Raw genomic sequence first — 24,313 nt, 5'->3', positions numbered from 1 at the left:
GAACGCTTCCGGCTACTTGGGGCGCCCGAACTGCCTCTGCGTGTGCCGCCGGAGCTGGGCGGACATCTTGCCGACGAGTGCGTCGACGGCCGCGTGCATGTCGGAGGCCGTTGCGGACAGGGCGGTGAGGTCCTGGCCGTCCACCCGGAGGGTGCCCGAGGCGGTCTGCTCCGTGCCGTTGCTCTTCAGGGTCACCTGAGCGCTGGTGCTCTCGGTGCCGTGCACATTGAGCCCGGCCAGCTTCTCGCCGACGAAACCGCGCAGCGCGTCGGTGATCTCGACGTTCTCTCCGTTGAGCGTGTGGTCCATCGTTTGCCTCTCGGTTGTCTGACAGGTTCTCGCTGGTCAGGCTAGGCGCCTTGGCGGGCACCAACGAAGGTGGGGCAGAACTTTATCCCTTTTGAGTGGATTGCTGCTGCGCCGGCGGCGCGGCCGACGTGCAGGCGCCGCCTCAGCCCGATCGAGCGCGCGTCCAGCACCGTACGCGGAGTGATGCAGGTCACGTTCAAGGCTGTCACGCCGCCGCGCCCTCACTTGTCCCGTGGATGTCCTCGCAACAGCGACGAACAACGGAGGAGCACACACGATGGACACGAACCACCGCATCGTCGTTCTCGGCGCCGGCTATACGGGCATGTTCACCGCCATCCGGCTGGCCCACCGCACCCGCCGGACCGGCGTGAAGATCACACTGGTCAACCCTTCGGACCGGTTCGTGGAGCGGCTGCGGATGCACCAGATCGCCGCCGGGCAGAAGCTGGCAGACCACCGGATCCCCGACCTGCTCGCGGGTACGGACGTCACGTTCGTCCGGGGAGCCGCCACCGCCATCGATCCCGAAGCCCGGCGCGTCACCGTCGACGGCACCCGCTCGCTCGGGTACGACACGCTCGTCTACGCGCTGGGCAGCTCGACCGACACCGGCAACGTTCCCGGCGCCGCCGCCCACGCGCTCACCCTCAACAGCCCGGAGACCGCCGGCCTCCTCGCCGCGCGGGCCGCCGAGCTCGCGCGGCGAGGCGGCACGGTCACCGTCTGCGGCGGCGGCCTGACCGGCATCGAGGCGGCCACCGAGCTCGCCGAGGCCCACCCCGGTCTGAACGTCACCCTGATCAGCGCGGAGGAGCCCGGCGCGATGATGGGTGACAAGGCCCGCGCATACCTGCACCGCGCACTGGACCGCCTCGGCATCACCGTGATGTCCGGCGCCCGTGTCGCCCGGGTACTGCCCGACGCCGTCGAGCTGGGCGACGGCCGCACCGTACGCTCCGACGCCTGCCTGTGGACCACCGGCGTCAAGGTGTCGCCGCTCGCCGCCGATTCGAAGATCGCCACCGATGGCCGCGGACTGCTCCTGACCGACGCCACGCTGCGGTCGGTGTCCCACCCGGAGATCCACGCCGTCGGCGACGCCGCCTCCGTCCGCATGACCTGGGGGCAACTCCACGGCTCCTGCCAGAGCGGGCTGCCGACCGCCCAGTACACCGCCGACACGATCGTCCGGCTGGTCAGCGGCAAGTCCGTCAAGCCGTTCCGATTCGGCTACTTCCACCAGCCGCTCAGCCTCGGCCGGCGCGACGCGGTCATCCAGTTCACCAAGGCCGACTTCACCCCGGTCCGCATGCGCCTCACCGGTCGCGCCGCCGTGATGTACAAGGAGCTGGTCAGCGGCAGCCCGCTGATGACGTACCGCTACAGCAAGCGAATGAACATGACCACATTCGTTTCCAAGGGCGCCACCGCCTCCCTCGAGCCCGCCGCATGACGGATGCCGCCCGGCACCGGGCAGGACGCTGGCGCGCACGTCCGTGTGCATGACATTCTGGTGACCGTGATCATCAGGGTGAGTGAGGCACGCGTACGTCCTGACCGTTTCGATGAGTTCCGCGACGTGATCGTCTCTGCGGTGCGCGAGTTTCCCAGCCGCTACGCAGGGCTGGTGGACCATGAGGTGCTGCTCGCGCCGCCGGATTCGTTGCTGTACGTCAGTCGCTGGCGCAGCGAGCAGGATCTGGTCGACTACGCGGGCGAGCACTGGCGTGACCAGCCCGTCGTCCTGCCGGGCGAGGACGAGTACCTCGTCGCACCGCTGCAGGTACGTCACTTCACGCTCGCGTCACTCCGGCCGGCGAGCGCGCCGCGTTCGGATCGGGGGCTCGGCGGTTCTGCCGCACCGGCTGGACCGGGGCGGTAGACGCACCCCCTCCCGCGCCGACCACTCCTCCTGTGCAGACGCAACCTCCGGGCAGTGGTCCCGTAGAAGACCGGCGGACCGCAAGAAGACGGGCCGCCGGGGCGGACAGCCCGTCTCCACGACACCGAGCGCTGCCGCGACCGCAACCGGTCGAACGCCGCATCGACAGGGCTGGGGAACGGCGCGGGCCGGCCACCCGCCACGACCCTACGCAGGCGCCCCGTCGGCCCGGCGGGCAGCCGCAGCACGCGCCGGGGCGTAGGCGCACAGCGCGACACCGATGAAGACCACCTGCTCGGGAATCCTGAACCACAAGGGCGTCGCCGGCTCCCCGTTGAACGGGATGTGCTCCACGGCCGCGTGGATGTTGGCCGGGAGCATCAGGACGAACAGCGCGGCGAGGCCGAGCCCGGCCGCCGACCGGGTGGCCTCCCGGACGAGTCCTGCGGCGCCGAGCAGTTCGAGGACGCCCGTGGCGTACACCGCGAGGCGGGGGAACGGCACGAACGGCGGGACCATCGCGACCAGGTCGTGGTGGCCGGGCATGGGACCGAGGGCCGACGGGACGAAGTGCGCGCTCGCCGTGAACACCAGCATGACCGCGAGGCCGTGCAGGACGGACACCCGCCAGGTCGCGAACCGTCCGACGCCGAACGCGCCGAGCAGTCGGAAGAACACGGTGGGGACGGCGATGAGCATGAGTGTGCCGAACATGAGAGGAGAATCCCTTCGGTCGGTCGGTTGTGTTCAAGCCGCGGAGCTGTTGAAGAGCAGAATGGATAATAGCGTTATCTGCTATCCGTTGCCGAGGGAAAAGTGAGTGGATGAAGGTCTCCGAGCTCAGTCGACGCACCGGCGTACGAGTGCCGCTGATCAAGTACTACCTGCGTGAAGGGATGCTGCCGCCGGGTCGGGCCACCGCGTCCAACCAGGCCGACTACGGCGAAGACCACGTCCACCGGCTCCGGCTCATCCGCACCCTGATCGCCACGCGCGGCCTGTCGGCCGGCGCGACGAAGGAGATCCTGGACGCGATCACCGCCGAACAAGAGGATCTGCACCAGGTCTTCGGGATCGTGCTGGGCGTACGCCCGACCACGAAGGAAGAGGACGCCGGCACGGAAGCGTCCTCGGCGGAGCCGGAGCCGGAGCCCGAGCCCGAGGGCTTGGCCGACGCACGCAGGCTGATCGACGAGATGGGGTGGGAAGTGTCCCGGGGCAACCCCGCCGCGCACACCCTCGCAGAGGTCCTGGCCGCACTCGCCGACCTGGGCGCGGACATCGACTGGCGCGGCCTGCTGCCCTACGCCCGACTCGCCGACAGCACCGCCGACGTGGACGTACAGCAGATGCGCGGCGAACGCGACGTGCTGGCCCAGGCCGAACGGGCCGTTCTGGTCTCGATCCTCCTCGAACCCGCCCTGCTGGCCCTCCGCCGACTGGCCCAGGAGGACAAGTCGGCCCGGCACTTCGGCGGAGGCGGCGGCGGAGGCGGCGGCGGTCGGCCCGGCGAGGCGAACCCGACCTGAACGGACGGGTGCCGGTGCCAGGAAGCAGCGCCGCCCCCCGTCCGCAGACGTCGTGGCCTGCACGAGTCGCCTCGGACCGCCGCTTCGCGTTCGGCTCCTGCTGCCATGAGTGAGGCTCTGACCCTTGACCCTCACGTGGCGTCAGGCTTCATAGTCGAGGCCGTGGAGGATCACTGGACCGTGGGACGCGTGGCCGAGCTGGCCGACGTGAGCGTCCGCACGCTGCATCACTATGACGCCATCGGGCTCGTTCGGCCGTCGGCGCGGACCACGGCCGGGTACCGGGCCTATTCGGCGGGCGACGTGGAGCGGCTGCGGGAGGTGCTGGCATACCGGCGGTTGGGCTTCGGGCTGCGGGAGGTTGCGGAACTGATCGGTGACCCGTCCACCGACACGGTCGCGCACCTGCGCCGCCTGCGCGGCCTGCTGCTGGAACGGCGCGATCGCGCTGACGCCATGGTGGCGGCCATCGACCGGGAACTTCAAGCACGGGCGAAGGGACTGAAGGTGACACCGGAGGAGCAACTGGAGATGCTCGGTGCCCGGCTGTACGACGCGATCGGCGGCTCCTACACCGCGACACGGCGTACCGAGCCGCGGATCGCCGCGCAGATCTGGGACGCGCTCGGAGACGCGCAGACGGTGCTGAACGTCGGGGCCGGCACCGGCTCCTACGAGCCTGCCGATCGCGAGGTGACCGCGGTGGAGCCGTCGGCGGTCATGCGGGGACAGAGGCCCGTCGGCTCGGCGCCGTGCGTGGCCGCCGCCGCGGAGAGCCTGCCGTTCGAGGACCACTCCTTCGACGTCGCGATGGCCGTCTCCACCGTTCACCACTGGGGGGACCCGATAGCGGGGCTGCGCGAGATGCGGCGCGTGGCCCGCCGCGTGGTGGTGCTCACGTTCGACACCGACGAGCCCGGGTGGCAGGACCGGTTCTGGCTCACCCGCGACTACCTGCCCGAGTTCGCCGCCGTCCTCGCGGAATTTCCCTCGCTTGCCGGGATGGCCGGCGCGATCGGCGCCCGCGCCGAGCCGGTGCCCGTCCCGTGGGACTGCGCCGACGGCCTGTTCGAGGCGTACTGGCGCAGGCCTGGGGCGTATCTGGAGGATCACGTGCGTCGTGCGGTGTCGGTGTGGACGAGGGTGGGGCCGGAGGCCGAGCGGCGGGCGGTACGAAGCCTCGGCGACGACCTCGAATCCGGCCGGTGGGCCGAGCGCAACAGCGACCTCGCCGAGCTCGACGCGGCAGATCTCGGCCTCCGCCTGCTCACGGCATGAACCGCGTCGAAGGAACGTCCACGTCCGGCAGAACGGGAAGCCGGAGGGCGCGAACGGTTCAGGAGAGCCAGTCGGTGTAGCGGGTGGGGGCGAGGTGAGCGCCCATGTCGGTGAGGACGTCACCCTTGACCACGGCGAATATGCCGGCGGTGGGGTCGGTGACGACCGTACGGTCGTCTCCCTTGTGGGACAGGGTGATCCGGCCCAGCTCGTCCAGAGGGAAGATCTCGGGTCCGGCGACGTTGCGGATGCCGTTCAGCGGGGCGCCCGCGGCGACCTCCGCCACCGCGTTGGCCACGTCCTTGGAGGCGATCGGCTGGATCGGTGTGGCGGGCAGCCGGACGGTGTCGCCGTCGGCGGCCCAGGACAGGACGGCGTCCATGAACTCCATGAACTGCGTCGCCCGGACGATCGAGTACGGGATCGGCCCGGCCCGCAGGATGTCCTCCTGGAGCATCTTGGCCCGGTAGTAGTCCAGTTCCGGCACCTGGTCCACGCCGACGATCGAGAGGATGACGAGGTGGCCGACGCCACCCTTCCGGGCCGCGGCCAGAAGGGTGTCCATCGAGGTCTGGAAGAAGGCCGGGGAGGCTTCGTCGAAGGTCGGGGAGTTCGTCACGTTGACGACGACGTCGGCTCCCGCCACCGCCTCGTCCAGCCCCTGACCGCTGATGACGTCGACTCCGGTGGACTGTGAGTGTGGTACCGCCTCATGCCCGGCGGCGTTCAGAATCTTGACGACCTGCGACCCGATCAGCCCGGTACCGCCGAGGACTGCGAACTTCATGACGTTCCTTTCAACGGGAGACGCATCGCAACGCATTGCGTGCTCCCCATACCCATCGGCCGGCGGGTACCGGGTGAGGGGCCGGGAGCGGTCGCACCGTGTACCCGTATGGCTGTGGGACGGGTGGCGCCTGTTGGCGGGGACGGGGCTGGACACGGCGGGGGTGTGCGCCGATTGGTGGGGGCACCGGCTTGCTGGGGTACGGGCACTGGTAAAGGATCGGATTGCGGGACATGCCGCTTGTGCATCGCACTGTCATGATTTGCGGCGTGTCGTCTTCCGCCTGCTCGAATTCGACCTCGACCTGATCAGGAGTGGCAATGGAAGAAGGCCCGCTCAGCCGTCGACGACTGTTGTGGGGGGCTGCCGGCGCGGCGGGTACGGCTCTGGCCGCTGTCGGGGTGCCTCAGCTGATGGGATCCGAGGAGAAGGCGACGCCTGCGCCGCCGAACCTCGGGCGCAAGGCCCCCGGCGCGGCGGGGCCGCCCGCCACCGTACGTCGGGACACCACGGTGGACTACGCCCCCGCCGTCTGGGTCGAAGCCTGCGAGTCCAACTACAGGTACTCCGATCGCCCCGAGGCGTATCCCATCGACTACGTCATCATTCACCTGACGACGGACACCTTTCCGCTGATGCTGGCGATGTTCAACGACCCCACCGAGGGGGTGTCGGCGCACTACGTGATCAGCGCGACCGGCACGCGGATCGCCCAGTGCGTGCGCGAACGCGACGTCGCCTGGCACTCCGGAAGCGTCTGGTACAACTACCGGAGCATCGGCATCGAGCACGAAGGCTGGATCGACCAGCCCGCCTACACCGACGACATGTACCGGGCGTCCGCCGTGCTCACGGCGACGATCTGCGCCAAGTACGAGGTGCCGGTCGACCGGGACCACATCCTGGGCCACTTCGAGATCCCGAAGTCCACTCACGAGGACCCCGGTCCTGTCTGGAACTGGGACAAGTACATGAAACTCGTCGAGACCGCCCACCAGCGCATCAAGACCTGACGGCACATCCGGATCCGGCGTCGCGTCGACCCGGTTACCCCGATACCCGGGTGCCCCGGCCACGCGGGCGACCCCGTCACGCGGGCTTGCCATCGCCGTAGAGCCACGAGTCCCAGATCGAGTCGAGGTCCCGGCCGGCCCTCGCCTCCGCGTACGCGGTGAAGTCCTCCGTGGAAGCGAAACCGTGGCGGTGGCGCAGGGTCCAGCCCCGCACCAGGTCCCGGAAGGCCTCGTCGCCCACGGTCTGGCGGACCCTGTGGATCACCATCGCGCCGCGCACGTACACCGGCTGGCCGGAGATGTCCGAGGCGCTCGGCGGCTCGGCGGGCGGGAAGTGCCACTCGTCGTCATCCGCGGCCTTGGCGTGGTTGCGGTCGAAGTGGTCCTGGGCGCTGGCCCCGCCGTGGTCCTCGGTCCACAACCACTCCGCATAGGTCGCGAAGCCCTCGTTGAGCCACATGTCCCGCCAGGTCCGCGGGGTTACCGAGTTGCCGAACCACTGGTGGGCCATTTCGTGCACCACGTTGGTGGTGTGGAAGATGCCGGCCGGAATGGTCGGCCGGGTCTGGGTCTCCAGGGCGTAGGGCACGTCGGCCGCCTGATCGACGATCACCCCGGCGGCGGAGAAGGGATAAGGGCCGAACCTCCCCTCCGCCCATTCCATGATCTCGGGGAGCCGGCCGAGGACCGCGCCGTCCGCGTCCACGCCCGCGGTCGTGTCCACCGCCGTCACCACCGGCACGCCCGATCGGGTCCGGGAGGTCTTGATGTCGTAGCTGCCGACGGCCACGGTCGCCACATAGCTGGCCATGGGCTCGACCTGGCGCCAGTGGAAGGTGGTGCTGTCGCCGTCGGTGCGCCGCTCGCGCAGTACCCCGTTGGAGATCGCCTGCACCCCCTTGGGGACCGTGACGGCAATGTCGTACGAGGCCTTGTCCGAGGGATGATGGTTGCCCGGGAACCAGGACATCGAGCCCGTCGGCTCACCGAACGCGACCGCTCCGTTCTCCGTCCTCAGCCAGCCTTCCCGCCATCCGTGGTCATGGGTGATCGACTCCGGCGTGCCCGCGTAGTGCACGACGCTGCGGAAGGTGACGCCCTTCCTGAGGTGATCGCGCGGCTGCAGGGTGAGCTCCTGCCCGTCCCGCCGGACCCGCGCCTCGCGCCGGTCGACGTCGGCGCTCAGCACCTCCATGCCGAGAAGGTCGAGATTGAAGGCACTGAGGTCCTCGGTGGCCTTCGCGGTGATCTCTGCAGTGCCCTCGAGACGGCCGCTGCCGGGGTCGTAGGACAGGGTCAGGGCGTAGTGGGTGACGTCGTAGCCGGCGTTGCCGAGCTCCGGGAAATACGGGTCACCGGCGCTCGCGGCAGCGGGATGCCCGCCCCGGAACAGCGTGCCGGCAGCGCCCGGCAAAGGGGTGCTGCCCGTGCCGGGACGGGCCGCCGCACCGCCTTCACGGCCGCCGGGCGCCGAGCACGCGGGGAGCCCGAGGAGCAGACCCGCGACCGCGAAGGCGGCGAGACGTCCGGGAGTCTTCACACAGCCGATCATGACCCAGCCCGCAGCCGCCCCGACCACGCCACGCCGTGCGCGCTCGTCCCTGCACGAGCGCCGCCCGTCAGCCGCGCCGGCACGAGGGGGCCGGCCACCGGGCGAGCGTTCTGCCCCTATCGGGTGACGGTGAACAGCGCCAGGCCGCTGGACCAGGTGAGGCCGACCGAGCGTACGCCGTCGAGGGAGACCAGACCGTCGACCATGCCGGCGGCCAGCGGGTAGTGGTCGGCGGGCCAGTCCTCCTGGGGCAGCATGTCGTCGACCACATAGACGCCGCCCGGCTTCAGCAGCGCGAGGGTCTCGCGCACCAGCTCGTACTTGCCGGGAACCGTGTCGGCGAAGATCAGGTCGTAGGTGCCGGGGCGCTGCTCGCCCAGGAATTCGGCGCCGTCGCCGGTGACGAACGTCAGCCGCTCGTCGGCACCGAGGTGCCGGCGCGCCACGGCGACCAGGCTGTCGTCGAGCTCCACGGACGTCAGCGTCGAGGTGGCGTCCATGCCGGACCGCAGCCAGGCCGTGCCCACTCCGGTACCCGTGCCGATCTCCAGGAACCGGCCGCCGGGCTTGGTGGAGACGAGGAGGCGCAGCAGCTGGCCGGCCCCGTCGAAGCAGGACATGTCGAAGCCCAGGGCCGTGGTGTCGGCCACGATGGCGTCGAGTTCGGCGGGGGCGAAGGTGTTGAAGCGTTCGAGGTCGAAGACCTCGGGGCGCACGGACTGCGGGGTCTCGGGGCGGGGGGTGGTCACGGCTGGGGCTCCTCATCGATGGTGAACAGGCTGTCTTCCCGCTGCCATTGCCGTACGGCGCGGGCGTCGCTCTCGACGACGGAGCGGTCGGGGTGAAGGAAGTAGGCGTAGCCCGGGGTGCCGAGGGTGTCGACGGTCTCGGTCACCGGGGTGCCCGGCTCGGGCACGCCGACGAAGCTGTGGAACGAGGGCAGCGACTCGATCCGGGCCCGTCCCGGGAAGTCGGCCAGCGTCCCGGAACGGCTGAACAGGAAGGACGCCTCGGCGAGATGCTCGCGCAGCGCGTACGGGCCCGCGTCGAGGCGCCGCCGGAAGCCCTCCGGGTCGGTGTACGCCTCGGCCAGCAGACCCGTCTGCGTGTGCCCCAGGGCGCGGGTGAAGGACTCGGCGTCGATGGACGCGCCCATCAGCCGGGCGTTCGCCTCGACCAGTACGGGACCGGACGCGGTCCACATGACCTCGCAGTGCGCGGCGCCGTAGGCGAACCCGAGGGCGTCGAGGGCGGCCTCGACGTAGGTGCGCAGTGCGGACTCGACCGGACCGTCGGCGGGCTGCAGCGTCATGCTTTCGAACAGGTACGCCCCGCTGGGCCTGCGCCGCCGGTCCAGCCGCCAGACGTCGCTGGTCAGGTGGGCACCGGCCCAGGTGACGGTGTTGACGAAGTACTGGGTGCCGTCGAGGAACTCCTGGGCGAGCACATCGTGGTTGACGCGGCCCAGGCGGTTGCGCCGGCCGATCAGCGCGTCGAAGGCGGCCAGGGCCTGCGCGGCATCCTCGCAGACCTGGACGCCGTCGCTGCACGAGCTGTCGACGGGCTTGACCACGACCGGGTAGCGGCCGTGCCCGTCCAGCCAGCCGGCCAGGGCCGCGCGGTCGGCGGTGCGGATCTGCCGGGCGTGCGGCAAGCCCGTCTCGCGCAGCCGCTCGTGCATGGCGTATTTGTCGCGTCGCCACGGTGTCGTCGCGGCGGCGTTCGTCTCAGGGATGCCCAGGGCGCTGCCGAGGCGGTCGGCGAGTTCCACACCGGGCTCGCTGCCGGCGACGACGAAGTCCGGCCGCCAGTCCTTCAGTTCGCCGACGAGCCGTGCGAACGACTCCTCGTCGCCGGACTCCTCCTCGCCGGAGCCGTCGAGGGCGAACTCGGCCGAGTACAGGTCCCGTGCGGCGGCTGTGCGCGGGACACCGAGGTAGGCCGGGGCGCTCGCGACATGGGCGCAGTCCACACCGCGTGCGCGCAGCTCCCTGGCGAGGTGGAGTCCGGTGGAGATCCCGTCGACCACGCAGATGCGCGACGGCGCGGGCGGAGGCGCGGGCGCGGGCGCCCGCCGGACTTGCGTGTCTTCTCCGGGGTGTGTCACGTGTGTTTCCTCGCAGCCGTACGGGACCGCATCAGGTCGGCGCAGATCTCCTGGGCGACGTGTGCGGAGTTGGAGACGATCAGCTCGACGTTGTTGATGTAGGGGTGGCTGCCGCTGGTGGGATGTCCCACGGCGTGCAGGGCGGGCACCGGACGGCCGTCCCGGTCCAGCAGGTTTCCGCCGGGGAAGGTGACCCGGGCCCCGCCGGTGGGCAGTTCGCGCAGCTGTCCCTCGTGGAGGAGGTGCGCGTAGAGGTTCCGCGACCCCGGGGACACCAGGTACTTGCTGGGGCCGGTGGCGTTGATCACGTGGTCGACGGCGAGGTCCGTGCCGTCCTGGAAGGAGATCCGGAAGCCGCCGTCCGAGCCCGGTCTGACGGTGTGCAGGCCGCCGTGCACGCGCAGCCGGTCTTCGCGCAGCAGGGCGAGCAGCTTGCGTGCGTTGGCCAGTGGAATGGCGGCGTTCTCATGGAGCAGCGAGGCGTACTGCGTGCGCATGAATGCGAGCAGTTCTTCCTCGCTCAGTTGCGGCCATACCTGGTCCATTCCAAGATGTGCAGAATAGCGCTGGGCGAAAGTGCCGTCCGTCGGGTGTTCGGCCTGGCGCACGCTTTTGGTGAATTGCCGGACAGTATCGCTCCGGCCCGGTTCCGTGGAGCTGCGATGCGTGTTCAGGAAGCGGCGGAAAACGGATAGTGCCGATTCCAGTGAGGTGGGCTGCCCGGAGTTTTCGGCGCCGGCGCCGCTGGCCTCGTCGTAGATTTCCTGCTGCACGGTGTACTCGGCCTTCACCTCGGGGAGCAGCCCGCGCCGCGAGACCATGTGGACGGGGGCGCGATGCCCGGTGTGGTGCAGGGTCAGTGCGACGTCCACCGCGGACAGGGAGCTGCCGAGGATCGCCACCCGGCCGTCCGGTGGCACCTCGCCCAGGCGCGCGGTGGCCGGGTAGGGGTGGTCCACGTAGCCGGGTGTGCCGGTGAGGCCGTAGGCGTCGTCCGGCCGGTTCGGGCCGGTGGCGAGGACGGCCTTGCGCGCCTCGACCACCCGGCCCGAGGAAAGCCGCAGGCGGGAGCCCCATTCGAGCGGCGTGAGCCGCTCCACCCAGTCGTCGACGACCTCGATCTCGAGGCCCGGTGGAGGCGAGTCGAGCAGGGCGTGGAAACGCTCGCGCAGATACTCGCCGTACCGGGCGCGCGACACGTGGGCGTGCTCGACGGGCTCTTCGCCGCGGTGGTCGCCGCGCGAGAGGAGCCAGCGCATGAAGTCCGCTCCGTCCCAGGAGCGGATCGACAGCGCGTGCGCCGGAGTGTTCATCAGCAGCCACGGATGGTCCGGTCCGTAGACCCGGCCGTGACCGCGCCGGAAATCCCGGTCGACGATGACGATGGAAAAGCGGTCCGGACGTTCCGTCCGGAATCTGTGAACCAGTTCCGACAATATCGCGGTTCCTGATGCCCCAGCACCGATGATAGCCACGTCTGCTGGCTGCATTTCTAAACCCCCGGTGCGAATCGGCTCAGCCCGGATGATCTTGGTCGACGAGTTCGGTGGCCGTCTATGACGCAGACCACATCGAGGTGTGGTGTGACGCAGGTCATTCAGGATGGATCTGCCTGTGATTCTGTATTCAACGATGGGTGCGTGCAGCCACCATTGGTGTGTGAAACTACTCCTGCTTGGTCCTCCGGCCGGACTCCCCGGACCGGATTTCCCGAAGGGCGGGGGAGCTGTATGCAGGACGTGGACGCACGGGCGCCGGACGCCGCGCCCGGCGAGCAGACCACCGGGGGAACCCTCTCCCGGCCCTACCGCCGCCTCACCATCGGCATGCTCTCCGTGGTCGCGCTGATCGCCTTCGAGGCGACGGCGGTGGCCACCGCCATGCCGGCCGCCGCCCGCGCACTGCACGGCGTGGACCTCTACGCCTTCGCGTTCTCCGCCTACTTCACCACCAGCCTCGCCGCGATGGTGCTGTCCGGGCAGTGGTGCGACCGACGCGGCCCCCTCGCGCCGCTCACCGCCGGCCTGACCCTCTTCGCCGCCGGACTGCTGCTCGCCGGCGCGGCACCCGTCATGGCGGTGTTCCTGCTCGGGCGGGCCACGCAGGGAATGGGCGGCGGACTCGTCATCGTCGCGCTCTACGTCGTGGTCAGCCGCGCCTACCCCGAGCGGCTGCGGCCCGCGGTCATGGCCGCCTTCTCCGCCTCCTGGGTGGTGCCCGGCATCGTCGGGCCGCTCCTCGCCGGGCTCGTCACCCAGCATGCCGGCTGGCGTTGGGTCTTCCTCGCGGTGCCGGCCGCCATGGTGCCCGCCCTGTTCCTGGCCCTCCCCGCCGTACGCCGAACCGCGTCCGGCCCGGTGGACGGCGCCCCGGCAGAGCCCGACCCGCGGCGCATCCGGCTCGCCTTCACCGTCTCGGCGGGCGCCGCACTGCTGCAGTACGCCGGGCAGCGACTGGATCTCCTCGCCCTGCTGCCCGCGGCGCTCGGTGCCGGGCTGCTCGTCCCCGCCGTACGCACGCTGATGCCGCGCGGCACCTTCCGGGCCGCCCGCGGGCTCCCCGCCGTGATCCTCCTGCGCGGCCTGGCCGCCGGGTCGTTCATCGCGGCGGAGAGCTTCCTGCCGCTGATGCTGGTCAGCCGCCGCGACATGTCCGTCACCCTCGCCGGACTCTCCCTCGCCGGCGGCGGGTTGACCTGGGCCGTGGGCTCGTACCTGCAGAGCCGCCCGGCACTCCGGCAACACCGGCAACGGCTGTGCCAGGCGGGCATGGTGCTGGTCGCCGCCGCGATCGCCGGGGCCGCACTGCCCCTGGCGCCCGGCGCCGCGGCCTGGACCACCGCGCTCGCCTGGTGCGTGGGCGGCTTCGGCATGGGCATCGTGGTCTCGGCGCTCGGCGTACTGCTGATGGAGCTCTCGCCACCGGCCGAGGCCGGTGACAACTCGGCCGCCCTGCAACTGTCCGACAGCCTCTCCAACGTCCTGCTGCTCGCCGTGTGCGGCGTGGTCTTCGCCGCCCTGGGCGGCGGCTCCGCCGGCGAAGGCCCGGCCCCGGGCCCGATACCGGCCGAGGCGTTCCTCGCCGTCTTCCTCCCGCTCTCGCTCGTCGCCCTCGCCGGGGTCCTGGTGGCCGGACGCTTCCGTGCGCCCGCCTCCTAGGACCCGCCCGCCGGCGGACGACGGGAACGGCCGCCTGCACCGGCCCGGACCCGGACCCGGACCCAGACCGGACCCAGCCCCGGAGCCGGACCCGCCCAAATACGCTCATGTGATACTGCATCAGGCAAGATGCCCAGGTCGGGCCGGTCACACCACCTGTCCACGACCACGCCGCCGCACGGAACGGAACCCCAGATGCCCTCGGTCCCCCCGCTCACTTCCCTTGTGCACCAGCGCCTCGCGGACGCCCTCACGGCAGCGCTGCCCGAGGCCGCGCACGCGGACCCGCTGCTGCGACGGAGCGACCGGGCCGACTTCCAGGCCAACGGGATCCTGGCGCTGGCCAAGAAGGCGAAGGCGAACCCGCGCGAACTGGCCCAGCAGGTGGTCTCCCGGATCGTGACCGGTGAGGTGATCGGGGACGTCGAGGTCTCCGGCCCGGGCTTCCTGAACATCTCCGTCGCCGACCGGGCGATCACCGCGAACCTCGCGGCGCGCGCCGCGGACGGCGACCGGCTCGGCGTTCCGTTCGCCGACGCCCCCGGCACCACCGTCATCGACTACGCGCAGCCCAACGTGGCCAAGGAGATGCACGTCGGCCATCTGCGCAACACCGTCATCGGCGACTCGGTGACCCGGCTCCTGGAGTTCACCGGCGAGAAGGTGATCCGGCGCCACCACATCGGCGACTGGGGCACGCAGTTCGGCATGCTCATCCAGTACCTCCTGGAGCACCCGGACGAGCTGGCGCACAAGGGCGGGCAGGGCGCCGGCGAGGAAGCCATGTCCAACCTCAACCGGGTCTACAAGGCCTCGCGCGCACTCTTCGACTCCGACGAGGAGTTCAAGACCCGGGCCCGCCGCAGGGTGGTCGACCTCCAGTCCGGGGATGCCGAGACGCGGGCCATCTGGCAGCGGCTCGTGGACGAGTCGAAGCTCTACTTCTACTCGGTCTTCGACAAGCTGGACGTCGAGATCCGCGAGGCGGACATCATCGGCGAGTCGGGGTACAACGACATGCTGGCCGAGACCTGCCGCCTGCTGGAGGAGTCCGGTGTGGCCGTCCGCTCCGAGGGCGCGCTGTGCGTGTTCTTCGACGACGTCAAGGGCCCCGAGGGCAACCCGGTCCCGCTGATCGTGCAGAAGTCCGACGGCGGGTTCGGTTACGCGGCCACCGACCTGTCGGCGATCCGCGACCGCGTCTTCGGCCTCGAAGCGGACACGCTCCTCTACGTCGTGGACGCCCGCCAGTCCCTGCACTTCCGGATGGTCTTCGAGACCGCCCGCCGGGCCGGCTGGCTGGGCGACGACGTCACCGCGTTCCAGCTCGGCTTCGGCACGGTCCTCGGCAAGGACGGCAAGCCGTTCAAGACGCGTGAGGGCGAGACGGTCCGACTGGTCGACCTGCTCGACGAGGCGATCGACCGCGCCTCGGCCATCGTCCGGGAGAAGGCCCAGGGCCTGACCGAGGAGGAGATCGCCGAGCGCGGTGCCCAGGTGGGCATCGGCGCGGTGAAGTACGCGGACCTGTCGACGTCGGCCGGCCGGGACTACAAGTTCGACCTGGACCAGATGGTCTCACTGACCGGCGACACCTCCGTCTACCTCCAGTACGCCCACGCCCGGATCCGGTCCATCCTCCGCAAGGCCGGTGACGTCCGCCCGGCGGCCCACCCCGACCTGCCCCTGACCGACGCCGAGCGCGCCCTCGGCCTGCACGCCGACGCCTTCGCGGAGACGGTGACGGAGGCGGCGGCGGAATACGCCCCGCACAAGCTGGCCGCGTACCTGTACCAGTTGGCCTCGCTCTACACGTCCTTCTACGACAAGTGCCCGGTGCTGAAGGCCGAGACCCCGCAGCAGGTCGAGAACCGCCTCTTCCTGTGCGACGTCACCGCCCGCACCCTGCACCAGGGCATGGCCCTGCTGGGCATCCACAGCCCCGAACGCCTCTGAACGCCTCTGAACGCCGCTGAGCGAAGACCACCGGGACCACCGGGACCGCCGGAGTGCCGTGGACAGCACTCCGGCAGTCAGGCAGCCTCCCCGTCCACCGGGCGGCCCCGAGCGTGGCGGGCTACTTGACGGTGGCGTAGCGGGTGATCTTGTAGGCGGCGAACAGCGGGGCGGTCATCTGGCCGCCATGGTGGTCGCGTAGGTGATGGGCTGGCCCACCACCACTTCCGCCTCGAGGGCGTCGTCCTTGACGAGGTCGTCGGCGCCTCGGGTGACGCCCACCTGCGTGCCGATGAAGGAGTTGGTGTCGCAGTCGGCGATGTAGCCGTACTTCGGCTGCTTCTTCTCCCCGCAGGTGTTCGCACGCACACCGGCGGTGCCGGTGGAGGAATCGGCCTGCACCACATACCCGTAGATCCGGTAGCACTTGCCCAAGTGGGCCGCCGGGTCGCGGGCGAGTTTGGCGAAGTCCCGGTCGGACAACGTCTCGAAGCTGCTGCAAACAGGGGTCGGGGTGGGGGCGGGGGTGGGTGCCGCGGGGGTCGGTACCGGCGCCTCGGTGGTGGCCGGGGCGGTGATCACAAGGCCCGCCGGGGCAGTGCCGGCCGGGGCGGTCGGCGTGCTCGCGGCCGCCGCAGCGACGGTGCCGCCGTTGCCGTTGCCGTTGCCGTTGCCGTCGCCGTCGCCGTCGCTGCCGATGGCGATGGCGGCGCCGACGAGGAACCCGCCTATCAGGCCGAGGACGAGCGTGCCGGTCGCGGCAGCCGCCGCCGGGGGCCAAGGGCAGGGGCCGGGAGGTCTTGGCCGGGGGCGCGGGCGGGAACGGCGGCGAGGCGGGGTGCGGGTATCCGTTGGCGATCGTGTCGGCGTGGACCGAGCCACGAGCCCGGTCGAACCACCCGGTGCCGCTCGTGATCCCAACGAGCGCGTTGGCCCGCGCCACACCACCACCGCGCGGCCGTGCGAGAGCGGCCGCAGCGGGGGACACCAACCGCTCGGTGGACGGGTCAACCGTCGTCGGACCCCGAACGGTCCTCCCAGGACCGGGAGTTGCGGGACGGCAAGCGGAACCGGAACCGGGACCGGAACCGGGACCGGGGTCGGGACCCGCGGCCGTCGCGCCCCGGACGGCGCGGGCCGCCGCGGCCCGGGGCCCGCCCCACCACGGTACGGGCGTATCCGACGGCGGCCAGTGCCGATGCGCCCGCTGCGGCCACGGGAGCGGTCCACCACAGGCCCGGAACCAAAGGCCGGAGCGAGATGCCGACCAGCGCGAACGCACCGGTGGCAAGGACCGTGACGACGAGATGCGGCAGAGCCTCATCCTCCGCGCGGGCGAGGTCTGACGTCACGCGCTGTACTGCCCGCTGCCGCGCATGCTCGCGCCGGGCCTGCAGCGAGAGCAGGTCCTCCGGAACAGGCGGCAGCCCCTCCCGTCGTCGGCCGGCGTTCCCCCGCCGATCCCGTTCCTCACCACCGGTCGTGAAGGCCATGCGCCGTCTCTCCTTCCCCGTACCAGGACGGGAGCCCCACGTCCCCGGACCGCCACATCATGTCCGGCCGCTCGCCCCGTCATGGTCCGACGGACACCCGGCGGGCTGCCAGCAGATCCGCCAGCGCCCCGATCAACTTCTGGTGTTCGGCGACGAACTGGCCCGCCTCGGCGGCGTCCACCGCCAGCATGCCGAAGTGCCGCGCGCCGTCGGCGACCGGTGCGGCGATCACGGCCGCATACGAGTTCGTGGAGGTCGGCCGGAGATGGCTGACCCGATTGGGGTTGGTGCCGTCCACCGCCCAGACTCGCCCGACGTCCAGGATCTCCGTCTTGATGTGCGCTCCACCGGTGCTGTTGCCGGGGATCAGCGCGCGGGGGCGGTCGGCGGAGGAGGGGAAGAAGCCGCGGAGCCGGAAGTCTCCGGTGGACGTGAGCTCGTAATACGCGCTCCTGGCCTGTGGCGTGGTCAAGGGTTTGGCGGTCAGGCTGACGGCGGCCTCCAGCACCGTCCGCACCGTCACGTCGAACCGGGAGACCAGGTCCGCGTCGGCAGCCGAAGCCGCTGAAGGGGGATTGAGATCGCGGTACCGGGCCGCCTGGGCCCTGACCGCGTTCCCGATCGTCGGCAGCACGTCCGTGTAGAGGGTGTTCAGTTCGGTCTCCGCCTTGACGGCCCGCTCCCGCGCCTTGATGGTGGCTCGCTCGACCAGGTGGTTCTCGATGAACGTGCCCAGCACCGCGACCACGGCGAGGGACACCCCGATCTGATAGATCAGGGTCTTGTCGTCGGTTCGCTGGAAGCCTTCGCCATAGGTGCCGATGGCGACCAGGCCGGCGGCGGAGGCCGCCGCTATCAAGAAGAAGAAGATGACCTTATGCCAATAGTCCCAGCCCACGCGCAGTACCTCCCCCGGTGACCGTGCCGGACGATCGTGTCACAGGAGTTGCCTGACGCGTGGTCGAATCCGGAACGACGGCGGTGCGCTGCCGGGTTGCCCCAGGCCAGGGGGGCGGGCGGGTACGGGCGCCGCTCAGGCGACGCCCATACCGGCCCGGTGGTCCCGGTGGAGCGGGGTCCAGCCGAGCTCCCGGGCCGCCTTCACGCCCGAGACCCGCAGTCGGGTGTCCAGCATGAGCGCCCCGAGGTAGGGGACCATTAGGCGCAGAGCCCACCCGGGCAGCCGTACCCCGCGGCCACCGGCCGCCGACGCGCGCGCCGCGCCGAGCTCGCCCCACGTCGACGGCAGGTCGTCGACGATGTTGTAAGCCTCGCCCGCCCGTCCGTGCTCCAGGGCCGCGACGGTGGCCGCGGCCGCGTCCTCGACGTGGACCCACGGCACCACTCCGCCCCCGCCGGTCGGGACGGGGATGGACTTGCTTCCCGGAGTCGGGTCGAACCAGGTTCCCGGGCCGTAGAACACCCCGTAGCGCAGGGCGCAGCCCGCCACGTGCCCGGCGTCGAAGAGCCGGCCCTCGGCCTCCAGCAGCCCGGTGATCACATGGTCGGCGACGTTGCCACCACGCACTCCGAAGGGGTCCTCCTCGGTGAGGACCCGGTCGCCGTGGTCGCGGTATCCGTAGCCCAGGACGAGGGACTGGGTGAGGAACCGGGCGGCGCCGACCGTGCCCGCGGCCTCCAACAGGTTCGCGGTGCCGCGTTCGCGGAGCACGTTGCTGGGATCGTCCGCGGTGAGCGTGCGCCTGGGCGCCTTGAGCGCCGTCAGCTGGTGGATCACCGCGTCGGCCGAGACGCCGTCCAGCGCCCGCAGCAGGCCGTCCCGGTCCAGGGCGTCCGCCCGGACGGGTTCGGCGCCGAGCCCGCGCACGGTCGCCGCGGAGCGGTCCGTCCGGGCGAGCGCCAGCACCTGGTGCCCGCCGCCGAGCAGCGCCCGGGTCAGCGGTCGGCCGATGGCGCCGGTCGCACCGGCGAGCAGGACTCTCATGGTCATCCTCCTGAAGTGATGGGTACGACAACAGGACAACCGACCGGATCCGTGCGTGACACCCCACGGCTCCGCCCTTCCGTGATCCGCGTCACGGTACGGGTGCGTGCCCGGCGCGCGATCTGGCGGACCGTCGGTTCCGGACGGCCGGTCCGGGAACCGGCGATCTCCGCGGGAGAACCCGAACCCGGGGCGGGATCGCGAACGGCCGTCAACGGCGGTCAACGGCGTTCGTAGGCCGTGAAGGGCTTGGGCGGTGTCGTATAGGCGTCGTAGCGGGCGACGATGAGCCGGTCCTTGTACTCGAAGAGCTTGTCCACCGGGCCCGGGCCATCGGGGAAGCTGCGGGATTCGCGCTGCTCGCCCGTGGCGGTGTCGAAGACGCGCAGGCCGTAGGAACTGCGGTGGCGCGAGGTGAGGACGGTGAGTTTCCCGTCCTGGAGGTGAAGGTGGGACCCGTTGTCGCCGTCGAGGCGGTCGTCGTCGAGGGTGCCGCCCCAGACGGGGTCTCCGGTGGCCAGGTCGAAGGCGGTCAGGCGGTAGGCGTCACGGCGGTTCCTCGACCGGTGGCGGGGCAGAACGTAGAGCCTGCCGGCGTCCACCGCCGCCGTGAGCCGCCAGTCGCGCTGGATCTCGCCGTACGGGCCGCTGAAGTCGATCGGCGGGTTCGGGCGGCCGTCCCTGCCGAAGGAGAAGTAGGCCCCGTAGTCGGAGTCGCCGGATTCCGAGGCGGCCACGACCACCGGATCGGCCGAGACGAACTCCGCACTGGCTTCCCAGGAGACGGTGCGCCGGTCCCCGAGCGGGGCGGACCACAGGAGCGCGCCGGTGGCCGGGTCGAAGGCGGCGGCGTGCAGTTCGGCGTCGCCGGGGACCTTGTCGCCCCAGACGTTCTCGGTGCCGACGCAGGCGAGGAGGGCGGCGACCTGGCGCTCGGCCACCGCGGTCCTGCCCGGAACGCAGCCCTTGGGGAGGGCAGCCTTCCAGCGGGACTTACCGGTGCGCACGTCCACGGCGTGCAGGTCGTCCTTCTGGAGGAGCACCGCGATGCCGCTGCCTGCGGACACCGAATAGGGCTGGAGGCGGCGGAGGCCGGGCTCGGTGGTGGAGAGCGGGACCTGCCAGATCTCGCGGCCGTTCTTCATGTCGAGCGCGACAGCGGTGGCGCAGGGCTTGCCCTTGGCCGAGGCGGAAGCGCCGTCCCCGTCGCGGGTGACGACCAGGACCGAGCCGTCGGTGTCGGCGGCGGCGTGGCAGACCGCCGAGCGGCTGGGCGGCACGTACTCCCAACTCCGTTCGCCGGTGGAGGCGTCGTACCCGCGCACCGCGTCGAAGCGGGTGCGGACCAGGGTGTCGCCGGACAGCCAGGCCCCGTTGCCCTGCGGTTCGCCCTTGCGGTCCGCGGGGGTGTCCCAAGCGACGCCCATGTCCTCGGCCCCGGAGAGGAGGCACCCAGCGGTGAGTGAGCAGAGGGCGACCAGGGCCGCCCCCGTCGTGGCCAGGCTGCGCCTGGTCCGTCTGCCGGACGGTACGTCGTTCACCTGCGCGGTCATGTCTGCTCCCCCCGAGCGAGTCGCCGTCGACGGTCCGCCGGACTTCCCGCGTTCCTCGGCGACGATCATCATAGGGAGCCGGTCCGCCCGGCCGGAAGGCGCGCCCTCCGCCGGCCGAGGACGCGTACGGCCCGGGGTCCGCACCGCCACGTGGTTCGCCGGCGTGGGTCGGAGAACCTCAACCTGCTCTACGACGGCGTCATGGCGGACTACGACTGGACGGCGACCATGCTCGGCGATCTGGCACGCGAAGGATACGCCGACCGTGTCGTGCTGAGCGTCGAAGTCCCCATGCAGATGTCGCTGGAGCAGAACGCCCTGCGGTGGCAGACGGGACGACTCGCCTTCGATGCGGGAGCCAACCCCTACGGCGGCCGCATGGCCCCCGAGTACCTCATCCGCGCCCTCTACCCGCAGCAGGAGGCGAACTCCTCGTTCTCCGCTGCCCGCGCCAACGCGGACCGCCTCTACACCGAAGGCGCGGTCACCGGCCTCATCAAGGTCGACCGCGGGGCCTGGGACAAGGGGCCTGCGCCCAGCCCGCACGCCCCCGCGATGCGCCACAACAGCATCGAAGGCGACATGCGCGTGAGCACCACCACCGCCGCGACGCCGGGACGGCCCTCCGGCGCGGCGGCCCGGTCCAGATCCACCACGGTCCACGGTCCACGGGAACCCGGGCAGCCCCGGCAGACCTGCCACCCCCGGCACCACGCCGGACCCGTACGCCACGCCCGCGGCTGCGCGCCACGCGGGCGAGGAGGTCACTCGACGCTTCCAGGCCTGGATGCAGAGCGGCATGGGCCAGGAGCTGGCCGGCTCTACCCACCCGCGGATCAACGCCCTGCGCGAGGCGTGGCAGCAGCTACCCCCGCACGACCTGCCGCACGGCCCCGGCGCGGCCGCGGCGCCGTACCGGGCTGTGGCCGAACGGGCCCACGCGGCGGTCACCGCCGCCGTGGCGGCGAATCGCTTCGCTCCGGCAGACGTGAAGGCCCTGCAGGACATAGGCCAGGCAGCCGGTGCGCATTCCGCGCGGCTTGCGGCGACCCAGTCGGGCGCAACCCCCGCCGGCCAACGAGCTGCACCACAGGTGACGGCCCCGGCACCGCGCGCCGCGATGCCTCCGCCGGACGCCCCCCGCTCCCCACGCCTGGGGGCATAGCGAACACTGGCCGCTTCTGCTACCTCGGACTCCGCCACTGATGGGGATTCCCAAAAACGACCAAGGCTTCTCCTCGCCCCACCTTGTTCAGTTCTCAACAGACTGGGGCCGCCCGCTCCTTGGCCCCGTTCTCGTGGGGAAGCTGCAGTAGGTGCCGGATTACCGGATCGGAACGGTGATCTTCACGATCTGTGGCCATTCCGTTCGGTCTACGCCCCTTCGGGCTAGCTCCGAACGGCCTGCCTCCCGGCGCGACCGTAGCGTGGTGCCATGAGCTGGGTCCCTACGCCGGGCGCGGGCCGCGAGGATGAGCCGCTGACGGCGGAACCGGATTTGGTCCAGGCTACGGTCGGCAAGCGCCTGGACGACGTCGCCAAGATTCTGGCCGGCGCCTTGGTCGCCGTCGCGGGGATCATGACCACCCTCGGCTTGACGAGCGATGTGGTCTTCGTCGCCCTCAACAACGATTCCTGGCCCATCTACGTCGCCTCCCTGTGCGCGATCCTGGCTATCGCATGCAGCGTCGTGGCTCTGCTCCTCCACCCCACGCGCCGGGGCAACGTCTGGAAGACCGTGGTCCTGGTACTGGGGGTGATCTTCTACATGACGGCATTGAGCGTGGCCGTCGTCGGCGCCGCCGAGGCGGCAGGCGGTAACGGGCGCCCCAGCGTCACGAAGGTGACCGTCGAGGGGCGCAGACCCGACCTGAAGCTGTACTTCGACGTTCACGCGGACGGTGTCGATAGGTGGGCCACGATCGGCGTATACGTCACTGGGGTGAACAAGAACGGAGAGTCTGTCGCGGACGAAATCCTCTACGAGGGCACCCTTCGCCCCAACGACAAGGGCGAGGTCGACCAGCGAGTCAGCGTGCCCGTCACGGTCCCCCAAAAAGCCTGGGGCATTCAGATCACAGCAGTTACCGCGGGTGGCGAAGGGGACTGCGATGTCCGTTCATCGCGTGGCCCCACCTGTGTGAACCTCCACCTGCCGTAGCCAGGCAAGGCCCGTCCGCGGGTGGCACCCAGGCGGAAGAAGCCGACCGCGGCAAGTCGGCGCGGGTCTGGGGAATCAACCTGAGCAACTCTGAGGCATCCCTGAGCGCTCGGTGGGGAAAATTCCAAATATCGCCATCACCACCGAGGTAGTAGAAAGGCGCCACTGCCCGGGGTCGTTGAGGGAGCCCTGGCAAAGCCGCTGCCTGGTGGTGCCGGACGTGCGATGCTGCCACAAGATCATCAACATGGGCGGGCGCACGACGAGGAGTACGAACGGTGGTGAGGCCGAGGCTGTCGTCCCGTTCCTGACCGTCGGGGGAGGGTCCGGCACTCAGGTCCCGGCGGGGATGCTGGAGGTCGTCGGCGTCGCTGCCGAAACCGGGAGAACAGCCTGGCAGATGACCGTCCGTCTACCGGACTGGGTCAACTCCTCCTCCAGCCGAGTGGAGGTCTCCGCGGTCGGTGCGCACGCCGGCGTCGCCGTGATCAGCATGCACAACAGGGAGCGCTCCGTCTCGTACGGCATCGACCTCACCACCCACCAGCTGCGGTGGACGCTGCCGGACGCCGCCATCGGGGCCGTTGCCGCCGGCACGGCCGTGGGCCTGGCCCCGGCCGAGAACGACACCCAGGTCATTGCCGGATGGGAGGTCACCCGCGGCACGGAGAGGTGGCGCGGCAAACCCAGTACCTTGGTGTCCGTCCAGGCGGCCGGCCCTTCCCTGGTCCGGGTCCGGGGCTACCTCGGTCCCACCCACTTCGACGACCTCCTCGTCGGCGACTCGGGGCAGGTCCGGCAGAGCCTGGCTGCGCACATGCAGGGGCTGAGCTGCATGCACGACGCTGCGGCGACCCTGGTCTGCGTGGACGGCTTCTCGGTGGTCGCTCTGGATGCGGCATCCGGCAGCCAGATCTGGGACCTGCGAGAGGGAGACGGGCGCCTCGTCCCCGCTGTCACCACGGCCTGGCACGGCCGCGTGTACGGCAAGGCCTCCAAGGAAGCAGTGACGCTGGATGCGCTGACCGGGAAGGACATGCCCACTCGGCCGGAGGCCGCGCCGGTCGTGGTCAACGAGTACTTCGGCCTGGTCCTCGTGGACGGTCGGCTCTTGGGCTACCCGACCGGTGACTGAAGCGAGTGATCGTCCGCTCAGCGCTTTCCACAGGGCACGTCCTGTCCACAGGCTGGTTCGTGTCTCATGTCCCGGGTGGGACGATCATTCCCATTCCGATACGAAGGAGGGGATGTTGATGTCTGCATTGTTGGAGATGCACGCGCAGCTGGACTCCGAGGACCCGCTCCGCTGACCCCGTACGCCTACCCATGCGGAACGAGAAGGCGTTCGACTACCTCGCCCAGCGCTACTCCGAGGTCGCCTGGTCCGCCGGCCAGGTCGTGCACCGCCTGTCGCAGGGAGCAGAACATCCTGGTGCTGTCGAGGCCTTCACCCAGAGCCGGACATCCCTCGCCCGAGCTTCCGTGTATGCGCGGGCCTCGACGCGGAACGCTGATGACGCCCTGGCCAGCTTCCCGGCGATCCTGCCCGTCGAGCCGGTACAGGCCACCCCCTCCGACGCGACCAGT

The 24,313-nt window shown here is 70.8% G+C and carries 20 protein-coding genes; 9 read left to right on the top strand and 11 right to left on the bottom strand.

Annotated features, from left to right (window positions below):
- Window positions 1-12: 12 nt before the first annotated feature.
- Window positions 13-309, bottom strand: a complete 297-nt coding sequence (gene hpf, locus AC067U_RS19585; RefSeq protein WP_478830990.1) for a ribosome hibernation-promoting factor, HPF/YfiA family — start codon at window positions 307-309, stop codon at window positions 13-15.
- 277 nt (window positions 310-586) lie between these two features.
- Here hpf and AC067U_RS19580 point away from each other — a divergent pair, with 277 nt between their 5' ends.
- Window positions 587-1,765 (top strand): NAD(P)/FAD-dependent oxidoreductase, encoded by a 1,179-nt coding sequence (locus tag AC067U_RS19580; RefSeq protein ID WP_478830989.1) that lies wholly within the window; start codon window positions 587-589, stop codon window positions 1,763-1,765.
- A gap of 60 nt (window positions 1,766-1,825) precedes the next feature.
- On the top strand, window positions 1,826-2,194 hold the full coding sequence (locus tag AC067U_RS19575) for a putative quinol monooxygenase (RefSeq protein WP_478830988.1): 369 nt from the start codon (window positions 1,826-1,828) through the stop codon (window positions 2,192-2,194).
- Window positions 2,195-2,401: 207 nt separating this feature from the next.
- Here the strand turns inward: AC067U_RS19575 and AC067U_RS19570 are convergent, their stop codons facing one another.
- Window positions 2,402-2,908 carry a DoxX family protein gene (locus AC067U_RS19570; RefSeq protein ID WP_478830987.1) on the bottom strand — a complete coding sequence of 169 codons (507 nt, stop codon included), beginning with the start codon at window positions 2,906-2,908 and terminating at the stop codon, window positions 2,402-2,404.
- A 110-nt stretch (window positions 2,909-3,018) separates the two neighbouring features.
- On the opposite strand from AC067U_RS19570, the gene AC067U_RS19565 reads away from it, so the two are divergent.
- On the top strand, window positions 3,019-3,723 hold the full coding sequence (locus AC067U_RS19565; RefSeq protein ID WP_478830986.1) for a MerR family transcriptional regulator: 705 nt from the start codon (window positions 3,019-3,021) through the stop codon (window positions 3,721-3,723).
- Between the two features lie 180 nt (window positions 3,724-3,903).
- Complete coding sequence (locus tag AC067U_RS19560) at window positions 3,904-5,001, top strand: MerR family transcriptional regulator (RefSeq protein ID WP_478831317.1); 1,098 nt, start codon at window positions 3,904-3,906, stop codon at window positions 4,999-5,001.
- A gap of 58 nt (window positions 5,002-5,059) precedes the next feature.
- On the opposite strand, the gene AC067U_RS19555 is transcribed toward AC067U_RS19560, so the two are convergent.
- A complete protein-coding gene (locus AC067U_RS19555) occupies window positions 5,060-5,788 on the bottom strand; it encodes an SDR family oxidoreductase (RefSeq protein ID WP_478830985.1) in 729 nt (242 codons plus the stop codon).
- 413 nt (window positions 5,789-6,201) lie between these two features.
- Here AC067U_RS19555 and AC067U_RS19550 point away from each other — a divergent pair, with 413 nt between their 5' ends.
- Window positions 6,202-6,801 (top strand): N-acetylmuramoyl-L-alanine amidase, encoded by a 600-nt coding sequence (locus AC067U_RS19550; protein ID WP_478830984.1) that lies wholly within the window; start codon window positions 6,202-6,204, stop codon window positions 6,799-6,801.
- Window positions 6,802-6,877: 76 nt separating this feature from the next.
- Here AC067U_RS19550 and AC067U_RS19545 read toward each other — a convergent pair whose 3' ends face one another.
- From AC067U_RS19545 to AC067U_RS19530, 4 genes are all read right to left on the bottom strand, one after another.
- On the bottom strand, window positions 6,878-8,353 hold the full coding sequence (locus AC067U_RS19545; protein ID WP_478830983.1) for a M1 family metallopeptidase: 1,476 nt from the start codon (window positions 8,351-8,353) through the stop codon (window positions 6,878-6,880).
- Window positions 8,354-8,469: 116 nt separating this feature from the next.
- Window positions 8,470-9,102 (bottom strand): O-methyltransferase, encoded by a 633-nt coding sequence (locus AC067U_RS19540; RefSeq protein WP_478830982.1) that lies wholly within the window; start codon window positions 9,100-9,102, stop codon window positions 8,470-8,472.
- Window positions 9,099-10,460 carry an ATP-grasp domain-containing protein gene (locus AC067U_RS19535; RefSeq protein WP_478830981.1) on the bottom strand — a complete coding sequence of 454 codons (1,362 nt, stop codon included), beginning with the start codon at window positions 10,458-10,460 and terminating at the stop codon, window positions 9,099-9,101. The genes AC067U_RS19540 and AC067U_RS19535 overlap by 4 nt, the downstream gene beginning before the upstream one ends.
- On the bottom strand, window positions 10,457-11,950 hold the full coding sequence (locus AC067U_RS19530; RefSeq protein ID WP_478830980.1) for an FAD/NAD(P)-binding protein: 1,494 nt from the start codon (window positions 11,948-11,950) through the stop codon (window positions 10,457-10,459). The genes AC067U_RS19535 and AC067U_RS19530 overlap by 4 nt, the downstream gene beginning before the upstream one ends.
- Before the next feature lie 240 nt (window positions 11,951-12,190).
- On the opposite strand from AC067U_RS19530, the gene AC067U_RS19525 reads away from it, so the two are divergent.
- Window positions 12,191-13,618: an MFS transporter gene (locus AC067U_RS19525; RefSeq protein ID WP_478830979.1), complete on the top strand. Its 1,428-nt coding sequence runs from the start codon at window positions 12,191-12,193 to the stop codon at window positions 13,616-13,618.
- Window positions 13,619-13,813: 195 nt separating this feature from the next.
- A complete protein-coding gene (gene argS / locus AC067U_RS19520; RefSeq protein ID WP_478830978.1) occupies window positions 13,814-15,574 on the top strand; it encodes an arginine--tRNA ligase in 1,761 nt (586 codons plus the stop codon).
- A 174-nt stretch (window positions 15,575-15,748) separates the two neighbouring features.
- On the opposite strand, the gene AC067U_RS19515 is transcribed toward argS, so the two are convergent.
- From AC067U_RS19515 to AC067U_RS19500, 4 genes are all read right to left on the bottom strand, one after another.
- On the bottom strand, window positions 15,749-16,456 hold the full coding sequence (locus AC067U_RS19515) for a hypothetical protein (protein ID WP_478830977.1): 708 nt from the start codon (window positions 16,454-16,456) through the stop codon (window positions 15,749-15,751).
- Between the two features lie 690 nt (window positions 16,457-17,146).
- On the bottom strand, window positions 17,147-17,965 hold the full coding sequence (locus tag AC067U_RS19510; RefSeq protein ID WP_478830976.1) for a GAF domain-containing protein: 819 nt from the start codon (window positions 17,963-17,965) through the stop codon (window positions 17,147-17,149).
- Between the two features lie 135 nt (window positions 17,966-18,100).
- Entirely contained in the window at window positions 18,101-19,012 is a 912-nt protein-coding gene (locus tag AC067U_RS19505; RefSeq protein ID WP_478830975.1) for an NAD-dependent epimerase/dehydratase family protein, read from the bottom strand.
- Window positions 19,013-19,233: 221 nt separating this feature from the next.
- Window positions 19,234-20,565 carry an outer membrane protein assembly factor BamB family protein gene (locus AC067U_RS19500; RefSeq protein ID WP_478830974.1) on the bottom strand — a complete coding sequence of 444 codons (1,332 nt, stop codon included), beginning with the start codon at window positions 20,563-20,565 and terminating at the stop codon, window positions 19,234-19,236.
- A 1,435-nt stretch (window positions 20,566-22,000) separates the two neighbouring features.
- On the opposite strand from AC067U_RS19500, the gene AC067U_RS19495 reads away from it, so the two are divergent.
- Both AC067U_RS19495 and AC067U_RS19490 read left to right on the top strand, forming a co-directional pair.
- Window positions 22,001-22,726: a hypothetical protein gene (locus AC067U_RS19495; protein ID WP_478830973.1), complete on the top strand. Its 726-nt coding sequence runs from the start codon at window positions 22,001-22,003 to the stop codon at window positions 22,724-22,726.
- A gap of 400 nt (window positions 22,727-23,126) precedes the next feature.
- Window positions 23,127-23,861: a hypothetical protein gene (locus tag AC067U_RS19490; protein ID WP_478830972.1), complete on the top strand. Its 735-nt coding sequence runs from the start codon at window positions 23,127-23,129 to the stop codon at window positions 23,859-23,861.
- Window positions 23,862-24,313: the final 452 nt, after the last annotated feature.

This window comes from Streptomyces sp. NPDC043853 (genome assembly GCF_056436025.1).
The sequence above is the reverse complement of the archived record's forward strand: the minus strand, read 5'-3'. Positions and strand labels throughout refer to the sequence as shown.

Bases quoted from the DNA above. Each gene is read 5' to 3' on its own strand.
- hpf (WP_478830990.1), bottom strand. From the start codon at position 309: ATGGACCACACGCTCAACGGAGAGAACGTCGAGATCACCGACGCGCTG.
- AC067U_RS19580 (WP_478830989.1), top strand. From the start codon at position 587: ATGGACACGAACCACCGCATCGTCGTTCTCGGCGCCGGCTATACGGGC.
- AC067U_RS19570 (WP_478830987.1), bottom strand. From the start codon at position 2,908: ATGTTCGGCACACTCATGCTCATCGCCGTCCCCACCGTGTTCTTCCGA.
- AC067U_RS19565 (WP_478830986.1), top strand. From the start codon at position 3,019: ATGAAGGTCTCCGAGCTCAGTCGACGCACCGGCGTACGAGTGCCGCTG.
- AC067U_RS19555 (WP_478830985.1), bottom strand. From the start codon at position 5,788: ATGAAGTTCGCAGTCCTCGGCGGTACCGGGCTGATCGGGTCGCAGGTC.
- AC067U_RS19550 (WP_478830984.1), top strand. From the start codon at position 6,202: ATGGGATCCGAGGAGAAGGCGACGCCTGCGCCGCCGAACCTCGGGCGC.
- AC067U_RS19545 (WP_478830983.1), bottom strand. From the start codon at position 8,353: ATGATCGGCTGTGTGAAGACTCCCGGACGTCTCGCCGCCTTCGCGGTC.
- AC067U_RS19530 (WP_478830980.1), bottom strand. From the start codon at position 11,950: ATGCAGCCAGCAGACGTGGCTATCATCGGTGCTGGGGCATCAGGAACC.
- AC067U_RS19525 (WP_478830979.1), top strand. From the start codon at position 12,191: ATGCAGGACGTGGACGCACGGGCGCCGGACGCCGCGCCCGGCGAGCAG.
- argS (WP_478830978.1), top strand. From the start codon at position 13,814: ATGCCCTCGGTCCCCCCGCTCACTTCCCTTGTGCACCAGCGCCTCGCG.
- AC067U_RS19505 (WP_478830975.1), bottom strand. From the start codon at position 19,012: ATGAGAGTCCTGCTCGCCGGTGCGACCGGCGCCATCGGCCGACCGCTG.
- AC067U_RS19500 (WP_478830974.1), bottom strand. From the start codon at position 20,565: ATGACCGCGCAGGTGAACGACGTACCGTCCGGCAGACGGACCAGGCGC.
- AC067U_RS19495 (WP_478830973.1), top strand. From the start codon at position 22,001: ATGAGCTGGGTCCCTACGCCGGGCGCGGGCCGCGAGGATGAGCCGCTG.
- AC067U_RS19490 (WP_478830972.1), top strand. From the start codon at position 23,127: ATGACCGTCCGTCTACCGGACTGGGTCAACTCCTCCTCCAGCCGAGTG.